Annotated in this window: 17 protein-coding genes and 1 pseudogene; 10 read left to right on the top strand and 8 right to left on the bottom strand. The window is 48.5% G+C overall.

Annotation, left to right across the window (positions count from 1 at the left end):
• Positions 1-45: 45 nt before the first annotated feature.
• On the top strand, positions 46-1,344 hold the full coding sequence (locus EKN56_RS15110; protein ID WP_168189666.1) for a cytochrome P450: 1,299 nt from the start codon (positions 46-48) through the stop codon (positions 1,342-1,344).
• 99 nt (positions 1,345-1,443) lie between these two features.
• Here the strand turns inward: EKN56_RS15110 and EKN56_RS15105 are convergent, their stop codons facing one another.
• The 3 genes from EKN56_RS15105 to EKN56_RS15095 all read right to left on the bottom strand — a co-directional run bounded on the left by EKN56_RS15105 (position 1,444) and on the right by EKN56_RS15095 (position 3,741).
• The gene (locus tag EKN56_RS15105; protein ID WP_130592545.1) at positions 1,444-2,184 is read right to left on the bottom strand and encodes an SDR family oxidoreductase; all 741 of its coding nucleotides are present in this window, start codon (positions 2,182-2,184) and stop codon (positions 1,444-1,446) included.
• 13 nt (positions 2,185-2,197) lie between these two features.
• Positions 2,198-2,668 (bottom strand): (R)-mandelonitrile lyase, encoded by a 471-nt coding sequence (locus EKN56_RS15100; RefSeq protein ID WP_185955845.1) that lies wholly within the window; start codon positions 2,666-2,668, stop codon positions 2,198-2,200.
• Between the two features lie 77 nt (positions 2,669-2,745).
• Positions 2,746-3,741, bottom strand: coding sequence for an aldo/keto reductase (locus EKN56_RS15095; protein ID WP_130592544.1), 996 nt, complete (start codon positions 3,739-3,741; stop codon positions 2,746-2,748).
• A gap of 164 nt (positions 3,742-3,905) precedes the next feature.
• On the opposite strand from EKN56_RS15095, the gene EKN56_RS15090 reads away from it, so the two are divergent.
• The 3 genes from EKN56_RS15090 to EKN56_RS15080 all read left to right on the top strand — a co-directional run bounded on the left by EKN56_RS15090 (position 3,906) and on the right by EKN56_RS15080 (position 6,078).
• Entirely contained in the window at positions 3,906-4,799 is an 894-nt protein-coding gene (locus EKN56_RS15090; RefSeq protein ID WP_130593726.1) for a LysR family transcriptional regulator, read from the top strand.
• A 97-nt stretch (positions 4,800-4,896) separates the two neighbouring features.
• Positions 4,897-5,238 (top strand): DUF6506 family protein, encoded by a 342-nt coding sequence (locus EKN56_RS15085; protein WP_130592543.1) that lies wholly within the window; start codon positions 4,897-4,899, stop codon positions 5,236-5,238.
• A 6-nt stretch (positions 5,239-5,244) separates the two neighbouring features.
• A complete protein-coding gene (locus EKN56_RS15080) occupies positions 5,245-6,078 on the top strand; it encodes a helix-turn-helix domain-containing protein (RefSeq protein ID WP_130592542.1) in 834 nt (277 codons plus the stop codon).
• A gap of 457 nt (positions 6,079-6,535) precedes the next feature.
• On the opposite strand, the gene EKN56_RS15075 is transcribed toward EKN56_RS15080, so the two are convergent.
• Together EKN56_RS15075 and EKN56_RS21315 are read right to left on the bottom strand one after the other, a co-directional pair.
• Entirely contained in the window at positions 6,536-7,954 is a 1,419-nt protein-coding gene (locus EKN56_RS15075) for a sodium:proton antiporter (RefSeq protein ID WP_130592541.1), read from the bottom strand.
• Positions 7,955-8,057: 103 nt separating this feature from the next.
• Positions 8,058-8,947, bottom strand: a pseudogene (locus EKN56_RS21315) (LysR family transcriptional regulator).
• Between the two features lie 228 nt (positions 8,948-9,175).
• Between EKN56_RS21315 and EKN56_RS15060 the strand changes: the two are divergent.
• The 6 genes from EKN56_RS15060 to EKN56_RS15035 all read left to right on the top strand — a co-directional run bounded on the left by EKN56_RS15060 (position 9,176) and on the right by EKN56_RS15035 (position 14,797).
• Positions 9,176-10,489 (top strand): CitMHS family transporter, encoded by a 1,314-nt coding sequence (locus EKN56_RS15060; RefSeq protein WP_130592538.1) that lies wholly within the window; start codon positions 9,176-9,178, stop codon positions 10,487-10,489.
• Between the two features lie 27 nt (positions 10,490-10,516).
• Positions 10,517-11,854 carry an acyclic terpene utilization AtuA family protein gene (locus EKN56_RS15055; protein WP_130592537.1) on the top strand — a complete coding sequence of 446 codons (1,338 nt, stop codon included), beginning with the start codon at positions 10,517-10,519 and terminating at the stop codon, positions 11,852-11,854.
• A 2-nt stretch (positions 11,855-11,856) separates the two neighbouring features.
• Positions 11,857-12,156 (top strand): AtuA-related protein, encoded by a 300-nt coding sequence (locus EKN56_RS15050; RefSeq protein ID WP_130592536.1) that lies wholly within the window; start codon positions 11,857-11,859, stop codon positions 12,154-12,156.
• Between the two features lie 147 nt (positions 12,157-12,303).
• On the top strand, positions 12,304-12,960 hold the full coding sequence (gene atoD / locus EKN56_RS15045; protein ID WP_130592535.1) for an acetate CoA-transferase subunit alpha: 657 nt from the start codon (positions 12,304-12,306) through the stop codon (positions 12,958-12,960).
• Positions 12,960-13,607, top strand: a complete 648-nt coding sequence (locus EKN56_RS15040) for a 3-oxoacid CoA-transferase subunit B (protein WP_130592534.1) — start codon at positions 12,960-12,962, stop codon at positions 13,605-13,607. The genes atoD and EKN56_RS15040 overlap by 1 nt, the downstream gene beginning before the upstream one ends.
• Before the next feature lie 11 nt (positions 13,608-13,618).
• The gene (locus EKN56_RS15035) at positions 13,619-14,797 is read left to right on the top strand and encodes an acetyl-CoA C-acetyltransferase (protein ID WP_130592533.1); all 1,179 of its coding nucleotides are present in this window, start codon (positions 13,619-13,621) and stop codon (positions 14,795-14,797) included.
• Between the two features lie 115 nt (positions 14,798-14,912).
• Here the strand turns inward: EKN56_RS15035 and EKN56_RS15030 are convergent, their stop codons facing one another.
• The 3 genes from EKN56_RS15030 to narX form a co-directional block, all read right to left on the bottom strand.
• Positions 14,913-16,154: a TerD family protein gene (locus tag EKN56_RS15030; protein ID WP_130592532.1), complete on the bottom strand. Its 1,242-nt coding sequence runs from the start codon at positions 16,152-16,154 to the stop codon at positions 14,913-14,915.
• Positions 16,155-16,309: 155 nt separating this feature from the next.
• Positions 16,310-16,957 carry a two-component system response regulator NarL gene (narL, locus tag EKN56_RS15025; protein ID WP_130592531.1) on the bottom strand — a complete coding sequence of 216 codons (648 nt, stop codon included), beginning with the start codon at positions 16,955-16,957 and terminating at the stop codon, positions 16,310-16,312.
• Positions 16,950-18,755, bottom strand: coding sequence for a nitrate/nitrite two-component system sensor histidine kinase NarX (gene narX, locus EKN56_RS15020; protein WP_130592530.1), 1,806 nt, complete (start codon positions 18,753-18,755; stop codon positions 16,950-16,952). Before narX ends, narL begins: the two co-directional genes overlap by 8 nt.
• Position 18,756: the final 1 nt, after the last annotated feature.

Genomic DNA, 18,756 nt, shown 5'->3' with positions numbered 1-18,756 from the left:
AATTTAAACCTTGTATCTAATATGGTTATTAAAGAAAGAGGCAAGATGCATCACTTAAGTACGGATATTTGTCATTATTTATACTCGTTAGCCGATGAGCAGAATGGTAAGAATGTTTCCCTTATGCTCAATGGTGTACCCACTTTGATTGTGCAAAACAGAGAGGATGCCGAGTATGTTTTACGCCGTAACTATGCGAACTATGAAAAAAATATGGTCTGGTTTAAACAGGCTCTGGGTGCATCGCGTTTTTTTGAAAATGGTCAGATCTGGAAACTACATAAAAATTTAACCCAGCCATTCTTAAATCGTTTTGATGATCAGCAAACGGTTAAACTCGCTATTCATTATGCACAGCAGGGGCTGGCACAGTTAATTAACGGCGGTCGGGAAGGTCAGGTAACGCTGGACGATGGCATATTTCGTAAAATGGCCATGGCGGTATTTCTTGAGAATTTCTTCCCCATTTCGCTGGAAGAGTCCGGTATCAATATTGATAGCATTGCAGAACTGATGGAGTTTAGTTCGGAATTCTCTTTTATACCGGCAGGTACACTGAATACTCAACATCGGAGAAGGTTGGTTAAGCTACGGGCACTGCGCCGTCAGGTTAATGGGCAACTGCAAATATTCAGAGATCCTAAATATACTAATCCGCTATTAGAACGCATTCTTCAGGCGGAAGCCGAGCCGGAAAATCAGGTAGTACTGGAAGATGAACTGATGGCGTTTTTAGCCGCGGGTTCAGAGTCAACGGCGGCGACCATGAGCTGGGTGTGCTATCTGCTAGCTTGCCATCCTGAGCAGCAGGAAAAGCTTTATCAGGAAGTGATGGCTCATCCTCAACCGACTAACTGGCAACAGCTTAGCCAAATGCCGGGGCTGATGACCTTTATTTCTGAAGCGCTACGTCTGTATCCACCAATACCTATCATTATTCGACAGGCGTTAGGCAAGGATAGGATTGGTGACGACGAAATTAGTGAGCAGCAAAATATCATCATTTCATTTATTGGTATTATGCGTAACCAAAACGTATACCAGAATCCGGCTGAACTTAACCTCAGAGATGATGATTACTCTCCACTTAATGATAAAGAGAGCGGCATCGGTATCTCATTTAGCCACGGGCCTCGTATATGTGGTGGTAAAGATTTTGCGCTGGTTGAGTTGGCAGGATTTGTTTATACCTTCCTGAAACAGGCTTCATTTACCCTGACGTCTGATTTACCCCCTCGCTTTTACTGGAAGTCTCAAATGGTCAATCAGGGCGGACAACCGGTTCGGGTTACGCCACGTTCGAATGAGAGAGTAGATATCGTGCCATCATTAGCCACTCCGTAGTATCTAATCTCTGCGGGGTAGGTGGTGAATGGCACTATGTTAATCGTGAAGTGGTAGGTTATATTTTTTCAGCCTAATTTTTCATGGCTGACCACCCGATCAAAGCTCTTGCTGGGTTGGACGGAATAGGATTTCATTAATATCGACATCTTCCGGTTGGCTGATGGCAAAGGCCACCACGTTAGCAAATGAGTCTGCGGAAATAGCCGTTTGGTCATAGAATTGCTTAATGTTTGCCGCGACATCAGCTTCGGTGATGCTGTCTACCAGCTCGCTATGCACGGCGCCGGGAGAAATGATGGTGGTTCGGATATTATAGGGTTTTACTTCTTGCCGTAGCCCTTCGGAAATAACGCGAACTGCGCTTTTGGTCGCAGCATAAACGGCACTTCCCGGGCGAACTTTATGGCCAGCAACGGAAGAGGTATTGATAATATGACCGCTTTTCTGAGCTTGCATATAGGGCAGTGCGGCCGCGATTCCATATAAAACGCCTTTTAGGTTCACATCGATCATGGCATTCCAGTCATCGATTTTGGCAAGCCCCAATAACGAATGAGGCATTAGCCCGGCATTATTCACCATAACATCAATACGACCATATAATCTGATTGCTTGATCAACCAAGGCTTGTACCTGATCCGGATGAGTGACATCGGTTTTTACTGCCGCATCAGCAGGCAAACCCAGTTCTTCGGCCAGCTTTTTCAGCCGGTCTTCACGCCGGGCACCAAGCACCAGTTTTGCTCCATCTTTTACCAGACGCCGCGCCAGTGCTTCACCTAAACCGCTGCTGGCTCCGGCAATAACGACCACTTTACCTTCAATACCCTGGTTCATAGATTCTCCAATATTATTTACTGTATTGCTGATGAGTAACCTGTTCCATCCACTCAACGACGCTGCCGTTCAGGGATTCTGCGATGGCAATATGGGTCATTGCAGTGTCGGGGGTTGCACCGTGCCAGTGTTTAACCCCCTCGGGGATCCAGACGATATCACCCTGATTTATCTCCCGGATTTCACTACCCCATTCCTGTACCCAACCACGTCCCTGAGTGACAATCAGGGTTTGCCCTAACGGGTGCGTATGCCAGGCCGTACGTGCTCCGGGTTCAAAGGTCACTGTTGCACCCCCGATACGGGCGGGCTCTGTACCCTGAAATGGCGCATCAATGCGCACTCTTCCGGTAAAATAATTTTCTGAACCCGGCTGTGAAGGCTGGGAGCCGGCAGGTGTAATTTTCATTTTTCTCTCCAGTTCAGCAAAAGCGGTTGATGTCAGCATGGATAAGATGATGGCGGAGGTAGTTAATAACGACATTCTGATACCCTCCCGCGTTAAAGTTTAGCGGATCAACAGGATCTCGCTTTGCCCGTGGTATAAACCACGGGCATTTATCAGAGTCCGGTCAGCTTTTCTAATGCTTCCGGATAGCGTTCACCCACCAGCTCAACTTTTGCTGCTGCACGCTCGATATCTTGCAGATCGGCGGCACTTAACATGGCGTTAGCTGCGCCAATATTCTCCTCCAGACGCTCCAGTTTGCGGGTGCCGGGAATAGGTACAATCCACGGTTTTTTCGCCAGCAGCCACGCCAACGCAATTTGTGCCGGAGTCATCCCTTTTTGCTGCGCGATATCCTGAATTAAGGTAATCAGCACCTGATTAGCCTTCAGCGCCTGTGGTGTAAAACGAGGCAACGTATTGCGGAAGTCGCTGCTGTCGAGCTGGGTATTCTCATTGATTTTACCGGTGAGGTAGCCTTTACCCAGTGGACTGTATGGCACTAGCCCAATACCTAACTCTTCCAGCAGGGGTAAGATCTCCTGTTCTGGTTTTCTCCACCACAGTGAGTATTCACTCTGTAATGCGGCCACCGGTTGAACGGCGTGTGCACGGCGAATGGTTCCAGCTCCCGCTTCTGACAGACCAAAATGTTTCACTTTGCCCTCTTTTATCAGGTCCTGAACGGCACCGGCCACATCTTCAATCGGTACATTAGGATCAACCCGATGTTGATAAAACAGGTCGATAACATCGGTTTTCAGGCGTTTAAGTGAGGCTTCTGCCACTTTCTTAATATGCTCTGGTCGGCTGTTAAGGCCAATCCATCCCGGGCCGCCGTTAGGATCGGGCTGAAAACCAAATTTGGTGGCAATCACGACTTTGTCCCGCAGTGGCGATAGCGCTTCTCCCAACAGCGTTTCATTGGTATAGGGGCCATATACCTCAGCGGTATCGAAAAAGGTTACACCCAGATCAACGGCTTTATGTAACAGGGAGATCATTTCCTGCTTATCTGTTGCAGGGCCATAGCCAAAGCTCATCCCCATACAGCCTAAACCAAGGGCGGAGACTTCCAGTCCACTATTACCGAGTTTACGTTTTTGCATTTTCTATACTCCTGCGATGAAGGGGTGACTAATCATGTCGGTGATAGAAAGGTAGCAAATGGTTAGCCAGAAGATTAGATAGATAAATATGCATGTGTATATGAATTCAATTCATCAATCGATATAGTGAGTGAACACGAACGGATAAATAGCCGGATGCCATGATGCTAAAAGAGAATTTCAACGATCTAATCTCATTTCTGGTAGTTGCCAGAGAACGGAGCTTTACCAAAGCAGCCGCGAAACTGGGGGTGTCTCAGTCGGCCCTGAGTCACGCGATTCGCGCTTTGGAGGAACGGTTGGAAATTCGTCTGCTAACGCGTACTACCCGCAGCGTGGCACCAACCGAAGCGGGTGAAAAGCTGGTGGAAAGCCTGGGGCCAAAGTTTGCTGAAATTGAAAATGAGCTTAATGCACTAAGAGATATGCGTGAACGTCCGGCGGGGAATATTCGCATTACCGCCGGAGAGCATGCGGTTGATTCCATACTCTGGCCGGTGTTACGCACGTTTTTGGTGGAGTATCCGGATATTCATGTGGAGATCACCGTCGATAACAGCCTGACCGATATTGTCGCCGGACGTTTCGATGCCGGCATTCGCTTAGGTGAGCAGGTAGCCAAAGATATGGTGGCGGTACGCATCGGGCCGGATGTCCGGCTGGTTGTGGTAGCTTCCCCTTCTTATCTGGAGAAGTACGGTATTCCCGCTACGCCACAAGATTTGCAAAACCATCGCTGTATCAATATGCGCTTGCCGACCATGGGCGGGCTCTATGCCTGGGAGTTTGAGAAACAGGGCAGGGAGTTAAAAGTGCGGGTTGACGGACAACTGACATTTAACACCCTGCGCCAGCGGATTGAAGCGGCAGTTATTGGTCTGGGGATTTCTTTTGTTCCTGAAGATTCGGTCAAATATGAAATTGCTAATGGCAGTCTGATTCGGGTACTGGATGAATGGTGTGCGCCTTTCTCCGGTTATTATCTCTATTATCCAAGCCGCCGGCAGCATACCACCGCCTTCTCATTGCTGATTGAGGCGTTGCGCTATAAGTCGTAGATTACTTAAAAATGATGGGTAGTGTCGGTTTGGTACAATCTTATTCACCGCACAAACCATACAGTTAGCGAGTCATCATTAATATGGAGATAGCTCAATGACTGATGTATTTAAAGCCGCGTTTATTTTTACTGCACCCGATGCGGATCCACAAACCAATAGCGAGTGGGTGAAAACGCCAAAGATTCACCTGAAAACTATCGCCGTCAGCAGCTACCAGCAGGCTTGCGATCTGTTAGATGAATTGCATCAAGAGGGGATTAGTGCCATTGAATTATGTGCCGGATTTGGTCATCAGGGTGTGGCGCGCGTGGTTGAGGCTGCCAGAGGGCGGATGCAAATCGGCGTGGTGCGTTTTGATACCCATCCGGGGTTGGGATTTCGCAGCGGAGACAGTCTGGATGAACAGACCGCAATGGCCAATGCTAAACGGGCGTAAGCCAATATGCTGAGGCAAACTGCAGAGCCTTGTAATGCGCTATCCCCGTGGATAGCGCATTACTGGCATTGGCATTTGCCAGCCAGTGTGGCATTGCCGGAACTGTTTCCCGGAACCGGCGGTGAGTTGCTATGTAATTTGGGGGGAAATCTGCTGCTGGATGTTATGGCTGCCGAGAGCGGCATTATGACTAGCCGCTATCTGGTTAAAACGGGGGATATGGTGCTGCTTAGCCCACGCCGTTGCCGTCTGCGGCTAAGTTCAGCCGCAGGGCAGCCAGATATCAGGTTTATTTCGGCGCGCCTGCGCTGCGGTACGGCATTCCCGCTGTTTGGCTTATCGCTGGAAGAACTGAGTGATAATCCGTTATTTTTAGCTGATATTCGATTAAAGCACCCGACACCACTGCTGTTGGGCATTCCTTTTATCAGTCAGGTTCACCGGCTGGAGCGCTGGTTGGTACAGATGCTGGGGGATAGCCTGATGCATCTTCCGCATATGACACTGGCGGCGAATCGTCTCTATTATGGCGAGCATGTCTCTACGGTTCGTGAAGCACTGGCACTCAATCCTCGTACTATGGAACGGCGTATTCGTCACTTTATTGGCGTTGATGCCCGCTACTTCTGCCGCACCGCACGTTTTCAACATACTCTACGCCAGATATTGGCCGGACACCCGGTGCTGGACAGCGCTCTGGAACAGGGTTACACCGACCAACCTCACTTTATTAAAACCTGTCGTTTTTTTACCGGCCTGACGCCGGGAGAGTTGTTTACTGCTGAGCATCAGGCGTTGAATTATTATGTGACGTTGGAGAATAAGGCAGGCAATATTTAGGCTGGAGTATGTTTCGTCCACTAATAGTACCGAGTTCAAATCATCCACAGTGCAAGTGGCCGAGCAAGGGGCGTTAAAAGGCGAACGCCCCCTGCACCCCCGCGCCTTCGCACACGAATTCAGGTCGCGCTATGAATACATCATTTCATGATGTATTCACCCTTGCGGGCCAGCGCAAGCGCTGTTCAACGCGGTATACCGCGTTGTGGCGACTTCCTTCCTCCTTCGTTCAGCCTTAACGCACCGGCACAGAGCCGGAGTACTCGCCTCATCCATGAGGCTCGGCCCTTTGGGCCAGCACTTCGTGCTGTTCAAAATTGCTCCTGCAATTTTGTCCGGCGTCGCTGTGCCTCGAGCAGCATCCATGCTGCTCGTGCTGGCTTCTCTCAGTCGTCAGCTGAATTCCAGTGCTCTGATAGGAAGGGCAAAAAATAACCCCATAATCTCAACTTATGGCTTAACCCAAAAAGAAAATCACTGTCAGTACCAAAAACAACGGTATCAGTATTCCAAACGACCACTTCATATAGCCGAAGAAGCTCGGCATCTTAATGCCGCTTTGAGTGGCAATACTCTTCACCATAAAGTTTGGTGCATTACCGATATAGGTCAGAGCACCCATAAATACGGAACCCATAGAGATTGCCAGCAGCGTTTGCTGCATTGGCCCCATCAGGGTTGCGGCGTCACCGGCGGCCAGGTTAAAGAACACCAGATAGGTCGGTGCATTATCCAGGAAGCCAGACAGTGCACCGGATAGCCAAAAGTACATGGCATTAATTGGTGCCCCCTGAGGATCGGAAACCAGCGACACTAAGCCCGCCATATGGCCTGCGTGACCGGCGCGTAAAATGGCTAATACTGGGCCAATCGTGATAAAGATACCGGCAAACAGCTTGCCCACCTCGAGGATGGGTTCCCAGTTAAACTGGTTAGCAGAACGGATTTGTTTGGCGGTCAGCATCATCGATAGACCCGCAATCACCAACAGCAGCAGGTCGCGGGTAATGTTTTGCAATTCAATATGCACACCCAGTACGGTGAATTCGATGCCCGGTTTCCAGAAGCCGGAAAGCAGTACGCTGGTCACCACGCCAAACAGCAGAATAAAGTTAACTTTACCGTAGAGGCGTAGCTTAGAATCTGGCGTTGGGTCCTGTGGCTCGATCTCATCTTCACGTTTGTAGTAATAGCTATCTACCAGATAAAACAACGTCAGCAACACCAGAGTACAAATCAGCACCGGCATTAGCATGTGTTGTGCGGTCCAGAAGAAATCGACCCCCTTCAGAAAACCGATAAACAGCGGCGGATCCCCCAGCGGGGTCAGTCCACCGCCAATGTTGGCGACCAGGAAGATAAAGAAAATGATCACATGGACCCGATGCTTACGGTTGTCATTGGCACGAATCAATGGACGAATCAGCAGCATGGCGGCTCCGGTGGTTCCCATTAGTGACGCTAACAGCGCACCAATCGCCAACAGCCCGGTATTCAACGCGGGAGAACCATGCAGATTGCCTTTCACCAGAATGCCGCCGGAAACGGTAAACAGTGAGAACAGCAAAATAATAAACGGAATATATTCGGCAAACATCGCATGGGCAACCAGCCCGACGCTGTTATCCATGCCAAAAGTCATCGCAAACGGAATCAGGAACAGTACCGACCACAGGGCGGTAATCTTACCAAAATGGTGGTGCCAGATAGTCGGAATCAACAGTGGGCATAAAGCGATAGAGAGCAAGATACCAACAAACGGGATCCCCCATGCCAGGCTGAGGGTTGAACCGTCGATATCTGCCGCAAATCCGGCAATGGGCGTGAATAGCCCAAATAAGAGGCATAATAATTTTAATTGTGATTGATGGGACATCCGATGTTACTCCGATAGCGGACGAAATTAATTTTAAAAATAATCAAATACGGCATAAACATTTAGCTATTTTGCTAATAAAATAGCGCAGTTTTATTTTTTATTAAGAAATGCGCTGAGTTTGCAACAGAAAATCATAAAATTTATGGCTTATTTTTGACAACTCTTTATCTTTTTTCTTAATGATATAAATTTCACGGATAAGATTACCTCCGCTAATAGGCTTAACTAAAATATCCGGATGCTGAAACATATATAATGTTAATTCAGGAAGAAAGGTAATTCCGGAATTAGAGAGCAGCAGGCCAAATAAAGTGCTTAATTGTTCTATTTCAATATATTCAACGCTTTCATTATTAATAACATCAACATGCAATGATTGATAAATACTGGTAGTTGGCCCAAATCGAATGATAGTGTTGTTATGGCAGATATCCTCTAACGTAATGATCGATTTTTTTGCCAGGGGTGATTCTTGTTAAATACGATAAAGTACTTCTCGGTATGAATCTTATGGCTTTCAACGTTTGGGTCTTTGGGTAAAAAGCCAACCACGCCCAGCTCCACCGCCTCGTTCGTTACCGCCGAAACGCAATAGTCTGACGGTAAATCCTTGACTTCAAAGGTAGCTTTAGGTTCAACCTGATTAAAATATTCAATATAATCCGGCAACAGTTTAACGGTAATCGAAGGTAGTGCAGCAATGGATATTTTGAATTGCTCATTATTAATATGGTCATGCCAACGCGACAGACCCAAATTAAATTCGCGCATCATATCGGCGGCAATACTCTGGAATACGATACCGTCTGCGGTGAGTTCAACGCGTTTAGTATTGCGGTCAAATAGCCGTACGCCCACTGCCTTCTCAATAGAGTAAATCAGGTGACTAAATGCCGGTTGCGAAAGGAATATGGATTCCGCCGCACGGGTGAAGTTACGGTGTTCGCACAAGGCTAAAAAAGCCCTAAACTGTTTGATTGATAAATTCATAGGCGTTGTTTTCTCCTGGGCGCTATTATATATGCTATCTGCCTTTCCTGTATTGTGATGAGCGCCTCATTCCTATTTAATCAACCATTCATCTTTTGGATGTCACTATTTGTTTATTGAATTTCCCTGTTTTTTTATTACCGCTAGTATGGTGGAAACAATAATGGATTAAGCCCGATATTTATTTACCTCTAGTTTCCTCATAATAATAAGGATAGGAGATCATCTATGATCGCTTTGTTTGGCCTACTGACTATTCTTGCCGTACTGGCAGTAATAATGACCAAGAAAATGTCCCCGATGGCGGCACTTATCGCCATTCCTATCGTCATGGCCCTGCTGGCGGGCTTTGATGTTTCTGCCGTTAATAAGTTTGCGGTAGGGGGAGTAAAAAATATTGCACCGGTTATCGGTATGTTTGTGTTTGCTATCCTGTTTTTCGGCATTCTCACCGATGCCGGCATGCTGGATCCGATTATCGATAAAGTATTAAAAGTGGTTGGCAATAAGCCGTCCCGTATTACGTTAGGTTCGGCAGTGCTGGCCTCTATCGTTCATCTGGATGGTTCTGGCGCGGTGACCTTTCTGGTGGTTATCCCGGCAATGTTGCCGCTGTATAAGCGCCTGAAAATGGACCCTCGGGTTCTGGCCTGTTCTGTGGCTATGGCGGCAGGGGTTTGTAATATGCTGCCGTGGGGTGGTCCAACCTTGAGAGCCGCTTCATCACTGCAAATTCCGGTAATGGACCTGTTCTTGCCGGTATTACCGGTCATGCTGACCGGCCTGACCTTTGTGTATGTTTGCGCCTGGCTGTTGGGCAAACGTGAAGAACGTCGTCTGGGCTATAGCAAAGGTATGGCTCCGACAGAAGAGTATCAGCATCAGGGTACGCAACTGACGGATGAAGAGCTTGCTATCCGCCGTCCACACCTGTTTCTGGTCAACATTGGGCTGGTGATTATTGTTCTGGGTTCGATGATCAGCGGTAAAGTTGACCCGATTATCTGCTTTATGTTGGGTACCATTATTGCGTTACTGATTAACTATCGTAAACAAGACCAGCAAAAAGCGCGTATTGACGCTCATGCCAAATCGGCGCTGATGATGGCCGGTATTCTGTTTGCTGCCGGTATCTTCACCGGGGTGATGAAAGAATCAGGCATGTTGAAAGAGATGGCATCCTACGTGGCGACCCACATTCCTGCTGAGTCTGCTTCTCACTTCCCATTCATTATCGGCCTGTTCGCCATGCCGTTAAGCATGATCTTTGATCCGGATTCCTTCTACTTTGGCATTCTGCCGGTGATGGCAACCGCGGGTCAGGAACTGGGTGTTCCGGTAATGGAAATGGGTCAGGCCGCTATTCTGGGTCAAATGACCACCGGCTTCCCGGTAAGCCCGTTAACCCCAGCAACCTTCCTGTTGGTTGGTTTAGCCGGCATCGACTTGGGAGAACACCAGAAGTTCTCATTCTTCTTCCTGTGGGCAGCATCAATCGTGATGACGCTGGCAGCGGTAATGATTGGCATATTCCCGATTTAATTAAATAGTCAGATTAGGTGTAGTGATATGAAAACAATAAGAATTGGTGGCGGAGCCGGCTATGCCGGTGACCGTATCGAACCCGCGGTCGAACTGGCTCAGAAAGGTGACATTCAGTATCTGGTATTTGAATGTTTAGCGGAACGCACCATCGCCATTGGTCAGAAACAAAAGGCCGCGGATCCAACCAAAGGCTTCAATGAATTACTGGCAGACCGTATGCATGCAGTACTGCCAACCTGTATTGAGAAAGGTATAAAAATTATTACCAATATGGGTTCGGCAAATCCTTTATACGCCGGAAAACTGGTGGCAGAAATCGCCCGTTCTCTGGGAGCTAAGAAGCTAAAAATTGCGATAGTCAGTGGGGACGATGTGCTGCATATGGCAATGGATAACGATGTGAAACTGGATGAAATTGGCAAACCGATTTCTCAGAGCAATAAACAGATTATCTCCGCCAATGCCTATATGGGTGCCGAAGCCATGGTACAGGCACTGAATAACGGTGCGGATATTGTGATTGCCGGCCGGGTTTCGGATCCATCGCTGTTTCTTGCACCAATGATGTATGAATTTGGCTGGCAGCCGGATAACTGGGAAATGCTGGGCAAAGGCACCATTATTGGTCACCTGCTGGAGTGTGGCGGTCAGATCACCGGTGGTTATTATGCTGATCCCGGGTTTAAAGATGTTCCAGGTCTGGCTCGCCTTGGCTTCCCAATTGCGGAAGTGGACGAGCAGGGTAATGCAACTATCACCAAAGTTGCGGGTTCCGGCGGTAACGTAACGGTAGATACCTGTAAAGAGCAGATGCTGTATGAAATTCACCAGCCGGATCGCTATCTGACACCGGATGTGGTGGCTGATTTCTCCCATGTGACTTTCACTCAGGCAGGACCTGACAGAGTTGAGGTTCGCGGTGGTAATGGCTTTGAACGCACCAATACCCTGAAGGTATCGGTAGGTTATCAGGATGGTTTTATCGGCGAAGGGGAGATCTCTTACGCGGGTCCGGGGGCGGTAGCGCGCGGCAAACTGGCGCTGGAAATTGTGAAAGAGCGTTTTGCCCTGTGCGGCTTTGAGCCGGAAGAAGTGCGCTATGACCTGATAGGGGTTAACTCACTGCATGGCGATACCTTATCCCAGAGCAGCCAGCCTTATGAAGTGCGTGCTCGTGTAGCAGCTCGCTGCGCCACCAAAGCACAAGCGGCCAAAGTGGGGAATGAAGTAGAAACGCTATATACCAACGGCCCGGCAGGGGGCGGCGGTGCAACCAAATCGGTTAAAGAGATTCTGGCGATGGATTCAACTCTGATTTCTCGCGATTTAGCCACGGCCACCGTTGATTATCTGGAGATCTAATCATGAAATTACGTGAAATTGCCCACTCCCGTACCGGTGATAAAGGGAATACTTCAAATATCTCGCTGATTGCTTACTCTCAGGATGATTATGAAACCCTGAAAAATGCCGTCACGGCCGAAAAAGTAAAAGCGTACTTTGCCGATATTGTTAAAGGTGAGGTGGTGCGTTACGAACTGCCTGCCATTGGTGCGTTGAACTTTGTGATGTATGGCGCACTGGGAGGCGGAGTGACCCGCTCTCTGGCGCTGGATATGCATGGCAAAGGATTAAGCTCCGCCATCATGGACATGGATATCTAATCAGCTTTAGTCAACGGCGGTGAGGTGCTCACTGTTATCTGCACCGCCGTAACATCCATTAATAAAGATAGTTAGCACCTGAAATGCCCATCTCAGTCTGAATGGGTAGAGGGATCGCTGTTGTCGTTATTCAGCAGGAGAATAACCATGAATAACAAGTTAATTAATGCCGCAACGTTTCGCGACAGCTTGCGTGATGGCATGACCATCATGTTTGGCGGCTTTATGGGCATAGGTACACCCGCGCTGCTGGTGGCAGAAATTCTCGAGTCCGGCGCGCGTGATCTGACGATTATTGGTAATGACACCGGTTTTACCGAAACCGGTGTAGGCCCGCTGATTGTTAGCGGTCAGGTTAAGAAAGTGATTGCGTCCCATATTGGTACTAACCCGGAAACCGGACGCCGTATGATCTCCGGAGAGCTGGATGTAGAACTGGTTCCTCAGGGCACACTGATTGAGCGTATTCGCTGCGGCGGCTCTGGTCTGGGTGGATTCTTAACCCCTACCGGTGTTGGCACTGTGGTGGAAGAAAACAAACAAAAGATGGTGATTGATGGTGTCACCTACCTGCTGGAGTTACCGCTGCGTGCGGATTTGGCAATTCTTCAGGCGGCGAAATCTGACCGTATGGGTAACCTGCTGTACTCGCTAACGGCGCGTAATTTCAACCCGATTATGGCGCTGGCCGCCGATAAAGTGGTTGCCCAGTGCGACCAGATTGTTGAGATTGGTGATATTGAGCCCGACTTCGTTATGACGCCTGCGGCCCTAGTGGACTACCTTTATCAGGGGGATAACTGATGAATGCGAAAGAAATTATTGCCCGTCGTGTGGCTAAAGAGCTGAAAGATGGTGATGTGGTGAATCTGGGTATTGGTTTGCCCACTCAGGTGGCGAATTATTTACCGGATGATGTACATGTGACATTGCAGTCGGAAAACGGCTTTCTCGGTTTGGGGCCGATAACTCAGGAAGATCCCAATCTGGTGAATGCCGGTGGACAGCCTTGCGGTATGTTGCCGGGCGCCGCTATGTTTGACAGCGCATTTTCATTTGCTCTGATTCGCGGCGGTCATGTGGACCTCTGCGTACTGGGCGGCTTACAGGTTGATGAACAGGCTAATCTGGCAAACTGGGTGGTACCGGGAAAAATGGTGCCGGGTATGGGTGGTGCTATGGATCTGGTGGTGGGCGCGAAAAAAGTGATTATCGCCATGGAGCATAACGCCAAAGACGGCGGCGCTAAACTGCTGCATCGCTGTAATTTTCCGCTTACCGCGCAGGGAAAAGTCAGCATGGTAGTCACCGAGCTGGCGGTATTCAGCTTTATCAATCAGCAAATGGTATTAATTGAAATCAGCAATGACACCACGGTAGATAAATTGCGTGAGCTGACGGAAGCCAACTTTACCGTTTCCCCTGAATTACGGCCAATGCAGGTTAACTGAGGAGCATTAAGATGAGAGATTCTGTTGTTATTGTTCAGGCTAAAAGAACCGCCATCGGTAAATTTGGCGGCACGTTAGCCTCGGTTCCTGCGGTGGATTTAGGGGCGACGACGATTGCTGACTGTCTGAGCAAACTGCCTGACGATCTGAATGTAGATGAAGTAATTCTGGGTAATGTTTTGCAGTCGGGGTTGGGGCAGAATCCGGCTCGTCAGGCCGCAGTAAAATCAGGGTTATCGATTGAAGTACCGGCGTTTAGCGTAAATAAAGTCTGCGGTTCCGGTCTGAAAACCGTTGCGCTGGGAGCCCAGTCAATTCTGGCAGGCTGTAGCTCGGTGATGGTAACCGGCGGTATGGAAAACATGAGTGCCGCACCTTATCTGTTGGATAAAGCGCGTCAGGGTTACCGGATGGGTAACGGCACTCTGGTTGACTCAATGATTAAAGATGGCCTGTGGTGTGCGTTTAATGATTATCACATGGGTATCACAGCGGAAAATATTGCTAAACGTTATGGCCTGACCCGTCAGGAGCAAGATGCGGTTGCTGTAGCATCTCAGCAGAAAGCAGTGGCGGCGATAAGCAGCGGCCGGTTTGCGGCAGAAATTACCCCGATTGAAATCAAAAGTCGCAAAGGCACCATTCTGTTTAATCAGGATGAGTATCCACGCGGTGATACCACCATGGAATCACTGGCGGGTTTGCGTCCGGCGTTTCTGCCAGACGGTACTGTCACTGCAGGTAATGCTTCCGGTATTAATGATGCGGCCGCGGTGCTGGTTCTGATGCGTGAAGATGAAGCCAAAGCGCGGGGTATTCCGGCACTGGCACGTATTCGCGGCTGGGCTTCTGCCGGTGTGGAACCTGATGTGATGGGGCTGGGCCCGGTTCCTGCTACACGCAAAGCGCTGAAAATGGCAGGAGTAGAGCTGGCGGATATCGACCTGATAGAAGCTAACGAGGCCTTTGCCGCTCAGTTCCTGGCGGTAGGTCGCGACCTTGGTTTAGATCAGGAAAAAGTGAACGTCAATGGCGGTGCCATTGCCCTTGGCCATCCAATTGGTGCCAGCGGCGCACGTATTCTGGTAACGCTAACTCACGCATTACATAGCTATGACAAAGGATTAGGTATGGCGACGTTGTGTATCGGTGGCGGGCAGGGTATTGCGATGGTTATCGAGCGAGTTTAGGTTTGTTGCCTCAGGCCTGAATAGTGGTTTGGCGTTGGTCATCCTGATGGTTGGGATGACCAAATGCTTTTTATGCTGGGGGACGCTTTAGTTCAGCCATTTCTCAGAAAACGGATTATATGTAACGTTTATTGCCTCGGCTGGACACTTTTTTCCCTTTAAAGACATAAGGACCATCCATCGTCAGGGTGAGTTCGTCGCCTGTTCGGGTAAGCCATGGTGTGGATTCACTGCCTGCTCTGGAGGTTACGCCAGAAGGTCTCAGGGTAATGTTATCCCGATCAATTTCAATAATACCAATTACATAGGTATAAACCATACTGTTGAAGAAGCCTTTTTTAAATTCAAATGCACAGTCAACAATTTGATCGCCATATTCCATGCGCATGGTGGGCTTGAGTGAGGCGATGGCTACAATACCATTGCTGAGTGCGGAGTACACACTACACACCAGAGCAACTTTCCCTCCCATTAAGCGAGAGATTTCCGGATTAATTTCAACGGTTTCGCATCCCGGGGCTGACACGCTGGCAGTGACCACATCACCAGTATGAAAGACAAAAGGATCGGCATTAAATGCGCCGCTCTTGTCGGGAGCTTGAATAATCGACATTTGACCATCAGGACGAAGAATACCCACTCTGAGATCCAGATCGTCATTATCTTTTCTGCCATCACCATTATCAATCCAGGTTGCACTAACACGGATACTTTTAGGTGCGGCGGCACCTTTAAGTAGTGAGATTTTATGGCTACTATCTGGTTTGGTTAAGGTGACCCGCTTCTTTTCCATGTTCACCGGAGGGGGCGCCGTAACGGCTACCGGCATTGGTTCTTCTACTTCGACACCATAAAAATGACATAATCCGGCAAGCCCGGAGGCAAATCCCTGCCAGACGGCACGGGCTTTGTTCTGACCGTTCCGGACGTACAGTTCCAGCACAATAATTCCTGTTTCTTGTGAGAATATGCCGGGAGCAAACTCCAGCGTGCTACCAGCCGTTAACACCTGAGCGCGCAAATTATTGACGGAAGCGAAGCCGCCGGCGCTGCCATCCTGAGTTAGCGTAATCGCAATTTTCGTGATATTGGCAGGAAGGCGCGAGAGATCGAAATCAATACAGTGAGTTACGCTTGAACCTTGGGTCGAGGGCGAGATAAACGACGCTGCTCCGGAGGCATGGTGCGGAGCATTGAAGAAAACCATGTCATTATCATTAATCACTTTTCCAGAGTCAGTGACCAGAAAAGCCGTTAGATTAATATCAAGATTAGCACCAGCGGTATGGGAGACGCGTACTTGTCCTTTGGCCTGAGAAAGTGAGGTATTCTCACCGGGTTTTAACGATTGAAGCATTAAACCTCTCCTTAAATGATATTCCTTTAATCGGGTGGTATTTTGATATTAATAATAAGCAATTTATTGATTATACATCATAAATACTCAACCCGAATAAATCGATGGTTCAATGCTAACCATTGGCCGTGGTGGGAAAGGGATTATCCCGGCTATCAAAACACCTTCTCTTGCAACACCCACACCGCTGCTTCGACCCGCGATTTAAGCTTCATTTTCCTCAGCAGATGTTTCACATGTACTTTTACCGTGCTTTCAGCGATATCCAGCTTACGGGCGATAAGTTTATTAGATAGCCCCTGTGCAATCAGTTTTAATATTCCCTGTTCACGAGGGGTGAGTTGCTGTATGTCGCGCTCACCAGAAGGTTGGGTGGTACGCAGGCTGGCGGCCAGAATTGGCGTTAACTTTTCACTTAATACCATCTGACCGGTAGCTGCCTGACGCAGTGCTTCCAGTAGATCTTCCGGCTCCATATCTTTTAGCAGATAGCCATCAGCACCACGTTTTAGTGCGGCGACAATATCATCTTCATGATTGGAAACGGTAAACACCACAATACGACCGGATAGCTCTCGTTTACGCAGTAAATCCAGCGTTTCCAAACCGTTCAAACCGGGCATATTTAAATCGAGCAAGATAAGGTCCGGATCGTACTGCTCCGCAAGATCTACACCCTGTTCGCCGCTGCTGGCTTCCGCAATAACGCTCAGGGACGTATCCATACTAATCAACTGTTTAACACCGTTGCGAATCATTGGATGATCGTCGATTAATAAAATAGAGGCGGTCTGGTTAGTCATTGATTGCTCCTGGTAATCTCATCTCGTCAGGCAGCGGGGTAAATTCAACGTTGACTTCAGCCCCTCCCTGCGGTCGATTATAAATTTCAAATTTGCCGTTCAGACTTTTAGCCCGGTCACGCATGATGATCAGCCCATAGTGATTTTGTCGGGCGTGGCCTTCCGGTAGTCCACGTCCATCATCACTGATAAGCATTTGGATAGTGCCCTGATGTTGTTCAAGGTTGATGGTGACCTGTGTGGCGTTGGCATGTTTATAGATATTATTCAGTGCTTCACGGGCGATTTGTATCAGATGAATCGCCTGATGGCTGGGAACCTGATGTAATGACAGACGATAGTTGAGGGTAATCGGAAAGTGTAATTTCTCACTAAATTCCTGAACCGTCGCCTGTAGCGCCGCCAGTAGTCCAGCCTCCGGTAGTTGTAAACGGAAGGTGGTGAGCAGTTCCCTCAACAGCTGGTAGGCGCTGTTCAGCTCATTGCGCATTTCCGTCAGGCGTTTGGCGCTGCTCGTTTCCGGAAAGGCGTTTTCCATCTGCAGACAACTGACCTGAATTTTCAGAAAAGAGAGGGACTGGGCAATAGAGTCGTGTAATTCTCTGGCGATTGCCGAACGTTCTTCCATTAACAGCAGTTGTTGTCGTTGGTGGGACTGCCGCTCCAGTGTCAGTGTACTGGTTAGTTGGTCAATAAGCATATTAAGAAGCTGTTGGTGCTCATCGGTTAATGCAATATCAATCGGGCGCTCAGCTAATATTAGTCCATATTGCCCGTGCTGATCGGCTAAACGCCAACTTAGCGTCTGACGAGGGCCACTGTATCGGGGATGTTTTGCCATACAGGCATGGCAACTCTCCTGACGGCAGTGCTCCGGACGGATAAGCTCGTCATTACTAATCTGTTGAAAATAATTAATATCATTATTCTCATACAGTCTGATTTGCAGGTTATATAACGGCGTAATATTCTGAAACTGATTCAATACTGACAGTAATCTTGAGCAGAGCGGCTGGTTAGTATGTAGCTGCTGGCTGGTGTGATAGAGAAATGACAGCGTCTGATTCTTATTCTGTAGCTCGGCGGTTTTCTCTTTAACACGGCTTTCCAGACTGGAATAGATCTGCGAAAGCTCATCGGACATAGTATTCAGCGTTGAGCCAAGCATTCCCATCTCATTGGTGCTGATGGCATTAAAACGCTGTGTGAAATCGCCATGACCAATAGATTCGGACATCGACAGCAGCTTGCGCCACGGCCGTAAAAAGCGAGTACGTAAATAGTAGACGGCGATGGCCATCACCAATAGTGTCAGGACAATAAAGGTAATTTGCTGATGGCGAATAGCGATCAGACTTTGTTCCGTTTTATGGTCGATGGCCAGTACTAACTCATCCAACTGATGAACGAACTGAATAACCTGAGCGGTGGCTTGTTCAGGGCTGGGTGCCCGTTCTAATTGTGGTCGTAACTGCTGGCGCCAGTAGTTTTTAAGTGCGGTTAACTGTGAGGTTAGCTGTTCCTTTTCTACTGTTTGTTCGAGCATTGGGCTGTTCTGGTCCTGCTCCAACTCATCTAAATAACGTTTGCTCTCATCGTTTAGTGGCACCATGGTCAGAATGCGGTAGCTCTGCATCCGTAGTGAACCAGCTTTATTGATGGCATGGGCATGCCCCTGAATAGCTTCAGCTCTCCAGCTGGAAATCGACATGCTGATAATACCCAGTAGGCCAAGTATCAGTAGCAGCAAAATAACCTGATTCACAATAGAAAAGGGAACAGGGCAACGTTTTTTCACA

Source organism: Limnobaculum zhutongyuii (assembly GCF_004295645.1).
In the GTDB taxonomy this organism is placed as follows: Bacteria; Pseudomonadota; Gammaproteobacteria; order Enterobacterales; family Enterobacteriaceae; genus Limnobaculum; species Limnobaculum zhutongyuii.
Note: the sequence above shows the minus strand (reverse complement) of the source record. Positions and strands in the feature narration are given on the sequence as shown.